General features: G+C 72.0%; 1 protein-coding gene. It reads right to left on the reverse strand.

Annotation, left to right across the window (positions count from 1 at the left end):
* Positions 1-8,471: hypothetical protein (locus tag N416_RS23625; protein ID WP_196805163.1), on the reverse strand; the 8,471-nt coding region annotated here is incomplete at both ends.

Genomic DNA, 8,471 nt, shown 5'->3' on the forward strand with positions numbered 1-8,471 from the left:
TCGGCGCTGATGGTCGCCGCACCACCGGCCGCGCTGTCACTGCCGTTACCACCAGTGGCGTGGGACTCGGAGATGGTGCCGCCGTCAGTCGCGCTCAGCGACGCGGCACCGCCGGCCCCACCAGAGCCGGCGTTGCCGCCGGTCACCGTGCTGTCGGAGATGCTGCCGCCGGTGCCGATGACCGCGGTGGCCGCGCCGCCGGCGAAGTTGGCGGAGTTCTCACCGCTGGTGACTGTGGTGTTGCTGATGCTCCCGCCATCGGCAGCCATCGAGTTGTTCGCACCGTTGGCGCCGTTGGCGCCGTTGAGTCCACCGTTGGTGCCATCACCCCCTATGACTTCACCGTTGTCGATGGTGCCGTTGTCGGTGGCCGTCATCGTGGCGCTGCCGCCGTTGCCGCCCTTGCCGCCGGCCCCACCGATGCTGCCGTTACCGCCGTCACCGCCGCTACCACCGGTGGCCTCACCACTCACGCTGCCACCGGTGGTGGCACTGATGCTGGCATTGCCACCATTGCCACCCGCGCCGCCAGCGCCACCATCGAGGTCGATGCCACCCTTACCGCCGTCACCACCGGTGACCGTGCTGTCGGTGACCTCGCTGCCCGCTCCGACCGTGACGGTGGCGGAACCACCCCTACCACCAGCACCGCCCGAACCAGCGTCACCACCGGTGAGGTGGGTGTCGGAGACGGTACCGCCGCCGGTCACCGTCAGGTTGCCCGAACCGCCGAGGGCGGTGTCGCTGCTCTGGCCCGCGGTCACGGAACTGTCGGCAACCGATCCACCGTTGACGTCGATCCGCGCGCCGGGACCCTGCAAGTTGCCCGCACTGTTACCACCGGTCGCGGTGCTGTTGGTGATGGAGTCGCCCGCACCCCTGGCCACGATGATGGTGTCAGAAGCCACCGCGCCATTGACACCCTCCTGGCCCACGCCGCCATCACCACCGGTGGCGGTGACGCCCGTGACCGTCGAGTCCTTCCCATTGGCCTGGATGTAGGTGTAACCACCCTGACCGCCCGTCACACCGGCGCCAGTGCCGTCACCACCGGTACCGGCGGTGGCAGTGCCGTTGGCCGTGGCGCCGTCATTCAGTGCCGCGACCTGACCGCTGAAGCCGTTACCGCCCTTACCACCGTCGAACCCGTCACCAGCGTTGCCACCGTGGCCGGCGCCGCTGGCCTCAGCCCCAACTCCTCTGGCGATGACACTGCCGATACCGCCGTTGCCGCCGATACCAGCATCGGTCCCGTCACCGCCGTGACCACCAGTCGCTACGCCGTGCGCGGTCCCGCCGACGCCACCCGACCAGCCACCTTGGATGTTGGCGCTGCCACCGTTACCGCCCTTGCTGCCCGCGTCGTTGCCCGTACCACCGTTGCCGCCGGTGGACTGACCGTACGCAGTCGCGCCCTCACCGGCAGTGACCTGAGCGTAACTCCCGTTACCGCCGGTACCGCCATCGATACCGTCACCACCGTCGCCGCCGCGAGCGATGGTGGCAATGTCGTCATCGGGGCCGGCGGTCACCCGGCCACCGTTGCTGACGAAGACGTAGCCATTATCGCCGTTACCGCCGTGGCCGCCGTTCACACCAGCGCCACCGTCACCGCCGAAGGCCTGCGCCAAGTCCGGGCTCCCGGCAACACCCACCGTGCCATCGGGTGCCCGCACAATCGCCACACCACCGTTACCGCCAGTGCCACCGTTGCCGTCAGCGGCACCACCGGCACCGCCGGTGGCATTACCGGAGGCATGGTCATCGTTACCGACGATCACACCGCCATCGGTGATACCGGCATCAACCGCGGCCGCACCACCGGCGCCACCCTTGCCGCCGTTCTCACCCGCGCCGCCATCACCGGCGTGAGCCGTGCCCTCAGCGGTGGTGTCGGCGCCGTACGCCCCCACACTCGCAGCGGCACCGGCGCCGCCGGTCCCGCCGGTGCTGCCCGCACCGCCGTCGCCACCGATTGCATGGCCGTCGGTCACCGCACCACCAGCGCTGGCGGTGACACTGGCCGCGCCACCCTTACCACCGGTGCCGCCGTCGCCACCATTACCACCGTTGCCGCCGGTGGCGGTGGCGCCGTTCACGCTGCCACCGTCAGTGGCGCTGACGACGCCCGTGCCGCCGTGACCACCATTGCCGCCGTCAGTCCCAACGCCGCTGTTACCACCGGTGACGACCGCGTTGGAGACGCTGCTGCCCGTACCGTCGGCGGTGATGTGGGCCCCGCCGATGGTGCCGCGAGCACCGTCCCCGGCGGTGACAGTGCTGTCGGAGACCGCGCCGCCGTTGGTGACGCTCACAGTGGCGCCGCCCTCGCCGATGGTCTTACCGTCGACGTGGGTGTTGTCGACAGTGCCCCCACCGGTGACGGTGATCCTGCCGCCCGTAACGCTGCTGTCGGTGACCGTGCCTCCGTTGGTGTCGATCCGGCCGTCGGCGTCCTGGTTGCCGGTGGCGGTGCTGCCGGTGACGGAGTCGCCGGCGCCACGGACGAAGATGTCGCCCTCGCCGCCCCTGCCGCCGTTGCCACCCGAGACGGTGCCCGCACCGCCGTCCCCGCCCCGGACGATGTTGCCGGTCGCGATGCTGTTGTCACCAATGGCCTGAAGGTAACCGCCACCGCCGCCACCGCCCGTGACACCCGCACCGGTGCCGTCGCCCCCGGAACCACCGGTCGCGGTACCGCTGGCGTGGGCTCCAACACCCAAGGCCGCCACCTGCCCGGTGAAGCCGTTACCGCCGGCGCCACCATCGAAACCGTTCCCGCCGTTGCCGCCGATCGCGGTGCCGTCGGCCCGGGAGTCGCCAGTGCCGTTGCTGTAAACCCCGACAATCCCTCGGCCGGCGTCACCACCGGTGCTGCCGACGCCGGTGGCATTACCGCCGTTACCACCGGTTCCAACGGCGTCGGCACTGCCCGCAGTGCTTCCCGCGGCGTCAGCGCGGGTCGTGATCTCACCGGCGCCGCCGGTACCACCGGCACCGCCGTCGATGCCGTCGCCGCCGTTACCACCGGTCCCGGTGCCCTGCGCGGTGCTGTCCGCAGCGAATGCCTGGACGAAGCCCCCGCCGGCGTCGCCACCGATACCGGTGCCGACCGCATCGCCACCTACGCCGCCGATGGCGGTGCCGCTAGCGGTGCCGTCCGCCTGATAGGCAGCAATGACGGCGCTACCGCCAGTGCCGCCTTCTCCACCGGCAGCGGTCTGCGATCCATGGCCGCCAGCTCCACCGGCACCACCGGTGGCCGTCCCTGATGCAACCCCGTCGCCGAGGATCGCGGCGCCACCACCGCCACCACCGCCGCCGCCACCAAGGCCCGGCCCGGCGCCGGTGCCCGCACCACCGTTACCGCCGACACCACCTGCGCCACCGGTCGCCGTGCTACCGATGCCGGCGTTAACGCCGAGGATCCCGGCACCCATACCACCAGCACCACCAGCGCCACCGGCGCCGGCCACGCCACCGCCAACACCGGCACCGCCCGTACCGCCCGTACCGCCGGTGCCACCGGCCTGAGCAATATCGCCACCGTGGAGGCCTTGGCCGACAAGGATGCCCTCGCCGTCGCCGCCGGTGCCGCCGTTACCGCCGTCGCTGGACGTTCCCGCACTACCGGCGTTGCCATCAGCGCCACCGGTACCCGCGCCGGCGTTTCCGACCTGACCGGCCGCTCCGCCCTCGGCACCGTTACCGCCGTTACCACCGTCGCCCGCGGTGTCACCACCGCCGCCACCAGCACCCTCACCACCGTCACCGGCCGTACCGGCATTGCCACCGCTGCCGGCGTTGCCGCCGTCACCGGCGGTGCCCGTTGCACTGCTACCACCGACACTGCCGTCGCCACCGGCACCACCGGCACCGGCGTTACCACCGGCCGTACCCGACTCACCGCTACCCGGCGTGGCGGTGTAGCCCTTACCGCCGTTACCACCGTTGCCGCCGGTGCTGCCGCTGGCGCCGTGACCACCGTCGCCGCTGACACCGTCGGTGCCAGTGTCCGACGTGCCGCCGGCGCCGCCGTTACCGCCTTGGCCGTACTGATAGCCGCCAGGAGCCCACGTGGCGTACTCACCACCGGAGCCCTGCCCGCCGTCGCCGCCGTTGCCTGCTGCCTGACCGGGCAGTGCATCCCCGCCGTTGCCGCCGTTACCGCCATCGCTGTTGGTGCCGCCGTCGCCGCCCTTGCCGCCGGCGCCGCCGTTGCCGGAGCCGGCTGCGTTACCGCCTGCGCCGCCTTCGCGGCCCACGCCGCCCCAGCCGCCGACTCCACCGTCGCCGCCGTTGCCGCTCAGGCCGCCGTTGCCACCGGTGCCACCAGTGGCGGTGGTGTTGCCACCGTTGCCGCCGCTGCCGCCGGCACCACCATTGCCTGTGGCACCCAGCGCGTCACCGCCGGCGCCACCGACGCCGCCCCAGCCACCTTGGCCGCCCCAGCCGCCATTGCCGCCGCGGCCGGTACCGGTCGCGTCGCCGCCGTTGCCGGCCACCGCTCCGGCGTCACCGCCGTTGCCACCGTCACCGCCGGCACCACCGTCACCGTCGACCGAATCACCACCAGCCCCGCCCGAGCCACCGCCGAGGTTGTTGACGCCGCCCGCGTTACCGCCGTTACCGCCGTTGCCGGTTCCGGTGCCGTCGCCACCGTTGCCGCCGGAGCCGCTCTGCCCCGCGTTGCCGCCGGCACCACCGGCACCACCGGTGCCCGTCCCGAACGCTTGACCACCGGCACCACCGCCGGCACCGTTGCCGCCCGACGATCCGTTGCCGCCCTTGCCGCCGTCACCGTTGGCCGCGGTCGAATTCGAACCCGCACCGCCGTTTCCGGCGTTACCGCCAGTACCGCCGGCGCCGCCTTCGCCACCATCACCGGAGCCCAGCGCAGCGCCACCGACACCGCCCAAGCCACCATTACCACCGCGGCCGCCGTCGCCACCGTCCTGGCCGACACCATCGGCATCCGACACTCCGGCCGAACCATTGCCACCGTGACCGGCGGCACCGCCGGCACCACCGGCGCCACCGTTACCGGTCCCCGCGCCCTGGCCGCCGGCACCACCCTTGCCGCCATCACCACCAATCGCACCCTGGATACCGCCATTACCGGGCGCGACTGCCGTCCCATGACCGCCGTCGCCACCAGCACCACCGGCGCCGCCGGCACCGCCGGTGCCCTCCACGGACACCGAACCGCCCTCACCACCATTGCCGCCGAGGCCACCCCAGCCGGCGGGGAGGACAGGAGGCTGCGCGTCCGAACCACCAGCAGCCTTACCGCCATCGCCACCAGCACCACCGTTACCAACGGTCGCGTCACCGCCCCGACCACCATTGCCGCCGTTACCACCGACAGCAGGATCATGAGCAGCACCCCAACCGCCATCGCCGCCCCGACCGCCATCACCGACCGAACTAGCAGCACCACCATTGCCACCATTACCACCGGCCTGGCCGAACAGGACGTTCGTCGAAACACCGTCACCGTCACCGCCCCGACCGCCGTTACCACCGCCGCTACCGGTGCCCGCAGTGCCGGCGTTGCCATCAGCGCCACCGGTACCGGCGCCGGCATCTCCGACCTGACCGGCCGCACCACCCTCGGCACCGTTACCGCCGTTACCGCCGTCGCCCGCGGTGTCTCCACCGCCGCCACCGGCACCCTCACCACCGTCACCAGCCGTACCGGCATTGCCGCCGTTGCCCGCATTGCCGCCGTCACCCGCAGTGCCGTTAGCGCTGGCGCCACCCGTACCGCCGTTACCGCCGACTCCGCCGACTCCGGCATTGCCGCCGTTGCTGCCGGATTCGCCGCTGCCGGCCAGCCCGTTGTAGCCGGCACCACCGTCGCCGCCGGTGCCCCCGCTGCCGGCGTGACCGCCGTAGCCGCCATCGCCGGCAATCGAGCCACCGGCACCACCGGCGCCGCCGTTACCGCCGACACCGCCGACACCGCCTTCGGTGCCGTCGGTGTTGCTGTCGGTGCCGGCATCGCCGGCCAGACCGGTGGCGCCGCCGCCGCCCTTGCCGCCGGCGCCGCCGTTGCCGTGATCGCCACCGTTACCGCCGGCACCACCGTGGCCGCCCGCGGTCCCCGGGACAGCGGCCAGATCGCCGGCCGCGTCATAACCGTCGCCGCCCTTGCCGCCGTTGCCGCCGCTGGTCGGCGTGGCGCCGTCGGTGCCGCCACCACCAGCTACCGCGCCGGAACCTGCGGTGCCTGCCTCGCCTCCGGTACCGACGTTGCCGCCGTCACCACCCTTGCCGCCGTCGGGGTTGGTGGCATCACCATTTGCTCCGTCACCACCGTTACCGGCCGCACCACCAACTCCACCATCACCGGCGTTACCACCGGTGCCGGTACCGCTGTGGCCGCCGTTACCGCCGATACCGCCGGCGCCACCACTGCTGCCGTGTTCACCGTTGTCACCGGCGTCCACACCGTTGCCGCCGTTGTAGCCAGCACCACCGGCACCACCGGTGCCGCCGTGACCGCCGTCACCATCGGTGGCGTTACCGCCACCAACCTCGAGGCCACCAGCACCACCGTTGCCGCCGTTACCACCGGCACCACCCGTGCCGCCGTCGACACCCAGGGAACCTTGGGTGCCCTCAAAGCCGGTGCCGCCGCCACCACCAGCACCACCAACACCGGCGGTGCCATCACCACCGTCGTCGCCATCGTTGAAGCCACTACCACCGACACCACCAGCAGCCGCGTTACCACCAGCACCACCAGCGCCACCATCAAAACCATCAATGTGGCCGGCATTGCCGTCAGCACCGGCCGCGCCCGCACCACCGGCGCCACCGGAACCACCCTGGCCACCGTCACCACCATCGCCCTGAGTGCCCGCGACGCTGCCGGTACCACCCTGGCCACCGTGACCACCATTACCACCGGCAGTACCCGACTCACCGGCACCACCGACACCACCGGGGGTCAAGGCGTCGGCGCCGTCGGCACCGTTGTAACCGTCACCACCCTTGGCGCCATCACCACCATCGCCACCAACACCAGCAGCGGCGTTACCGCCACCAACCTCTAGACCACCGGCACCACCATTGCCGCCGTTACCACCGGAACCACCATGGCCACCCGACACACCCGCAGTACCGTCAGCACCAGCAAAGCCATCACCACCGCCACCACCATTGCCACCAACACCAGCGGTGCCACTGCCACCGTTAGCGGCCGGACCGCCCGCGCCGATACCGCCGATACCACCAGCAGCCGCGTTACCACCAGCACCACCAGCGCCACCATCAAAACCATCAATGTGGCCGGCATTGCCGTCAGCACCAGCACCACCATTGCCACCGGTGCCACCGGAACCACCCTGGCCACCGACACCACCCACACCCTGGGCGCCCGCGACGCTACCGGTACCGCCCTGGCCGCCGTTACCACCGTTACCACCGGCAGTGCCCGACTCGCCGGTTCCCCCGACACCACCGGGCGTGGACGCATTCGCCCCGTTGGCACCGTTGTAGCCGTCACCACCCTCACCGCCGGCACCACCGGCACCACCGGCGCCCTGCGCGGCGCTACCGCCACCGATCTGCTGGCCGCCGGCACCACCATTGCCGCCGTTACCACCGGAACCCGCATGGCCACCCGACACACCGGCGGTGTTGGAGTCAGCACCATCAAAGCCCGCACCGCCAACTCCACCATTGCCACCAACACCGGCGGTGCCATTGACACCGCCGGCGGCCTGACCGCCCGCGCCGATACCGCCGACACCGGCGACACCGGCGTTACCGCCGGTACCACCAGCGCCACCATCAAAGCCATCAATGTGCCCGGCGGTCCCGGCACCACCGGCGGCACCCGTGCCGCCGGCCCCACCGTTACCGCCGTTACCGCCGGCACCACCGGCGCCCAACTGACCGTTGACAGAGCCCAAACCGGCCGCGCCGCCGTTACCGCCGTTACCGCCGGCTCCACCATTCTCACCGGTACCGCCGGTCGCCCCCGGCGCGGTCGCGGCCGCGCCGTCCTGGCCGTTGTAGCCGTGTCCGGCCTTACCGCCGGCGCCACCGTCGCCGCCAGCACCCTGGGTCGCCCGGGTCACCCCGTCGGTCTGCAGGCCACCGAGACCGCCATCACCGCCGGCGCCGCCGGCGCCACCGTTGGTGCCATCGACGCGCTGCGCGGTGCCATTGACACCGTCGAAGCCCGTACCACCGGCCGCGCCGGCGCCACCGACACCAGCGGTGCCGTTGGTACCAGCGGCGGCCGTACCACCCAGGCCCGCACCACCGAGACCACCCTTACCCGCGTTACCGCCGGCACCACCATTGCCACCGTCATGGCCATCGACATGGCCCGCAGTACCGGCAGCACCCGCAGCGCCCGCACCGCCCTTACCACCGGAACCACCGGCGCCACCGGCACCGCCGACACCCTGCGTGCCCACCGTCGAGCCGGTACCGCCGATACCACCGGCGCCACC

Source organism: Mycobacterium sp. UM_WGJ, assembly GCF_000455125.1.
Classification (GTDB): domain Bacteria; phylum Actinomycetota; class Actinomycetes; order Mycobacteriales; family Mycobacteriaceae; genus Mycobacterium.